This window comes from Agromyces binzhouensis, assembly GCF_004135055.1.
GTDB lineage: Bacteria > Actinomycetota > Actinomycetes > Actinomycetales > Microbacteriaceae > Agromyces > Agromyces binzhouensis.
Genome location: NZ_SDPL01000631.1, coordinates 1 through 1,226, shown reverse-complemented (window position 1 = coordinate 1,226; position 1,226 = coordinate 1). Strand labels below are relative to the sequence as shown.

Annotated in this window: 1 protein-coding gene; it reads right to left on the bottom strand. The window is 76.4% G+C overall.

The genetic code is table 11. The annotated features are described in order from the left end of the window. On the bottom strand, positions 1–1,155 hold a 1,155-nt coding region (locus ESO86_RS20105), incomplete at its 3' end, for a flavin monoamine oxidase family protein (protein WP_277985249.1). Between the last annotated feature and the right edge of the window lie 71 nt (positions 1,156–1,226).

Sequence of the window (1,226 nt, the reverse complement as noted above, 5' to 3'; positions counted from 1 at the left end):
GGTGCCCGTCGCGGCCGGCGCCTCGGTCGCGCCGCCCGCCTCTCCGTCCGCGCCGCCCGCCGACGCCGCGGCATCCGCCCGCCAGAACGGTTCGTCGAAGGCGAGCCACACGACGTCGGAGGCGCCCATCCCGAGCACGCCGATCGCGCGCTGGTGCAGGAGGGGGAGCGGCGGGTCGAACGCGATGGTGTCGGTCTTCAGCACGCCGATCGACGCGGTCAGCACGACTCGGTGCATGCGCAGCGACTCGCCCGTGTCGAGGCGGAGGCTCACCCCGTCGTCGTCGACCGTGATCGTGGTGACCACGCTCGATCCCGCGATGCGGAGGCCGTCGGCGAGGCGGTCGACGAGGGCCGTCCAGCCGCTCACGACCCGCGAGGTCGGCCGCCAGACCAGGTCGGGGTCGAACCGCTGGGCGGAGACGCGGGTCGGCGCCGCGCCGGTCGTGGGCTCGACGCCGGTCGAGATCGCGTTCACGAGCCAATCCCTCGGGCTCAGCCCGTCGGGCCCCGGCTCGCCCGAGATCGGCACCGCGCCCGAGCGGAGCAGCGCGTTCGTGAGCGACACGTCGGCCGAGTTGCCCGCGGCCCACTCCTGCGCGGTCGCGATGGCGTCCCAGCCCGCCGGCGAGGGTTCGGCGACGGTGCCGTCGGGTGTACGGGCCTCGACGACGGGCGTGAAGGGCCGCGTCGCCACGCCCGCCTCCGTGAGGACCGGGCGCAGTTCGGCCCCGTCGGATGCGAACACGCTGCCGAGCACGACCGGGCCGCCGAACGCGTCGTCCTGGATCGTGCGCAGCCTCCCGCCGAGGGTCGTGCCGGCCTCGACCACGACGACGTCGTGCCCCGCTTCGGCGAGCGTCCGTGCGGCGGCGAGCCCGGCGATGCCGGCGCCGATGACGGCGACGCGGTCGCCCTCGTCGGCGAGGTCGGCGATCGTGCGCGCGGCACGGATGCCCTCGGCGTAGGCGCCGTGGACGGTTCCGGGCGCGTCGGCCGAGGTGCCCTCGCCCGCGATGACCAGCCGGTCGGCGATCGGTTGCGCGAGCGCGGAGCGCAGTTCGGGCGTGGAGCCGACCGCGTCGAAGCTGAAGGCTCCGCGCGTGAACGGGTCGCGGCTCCACCGCGAGCGGAGGAACGCCTCGGGGGCGGGCACGCCGCCCGGGGTCGGCGTCGGCGACGGACTCGGCGTGCGTGTCGGCGTCGGAGTGGGCGTCGGGCCGCCGT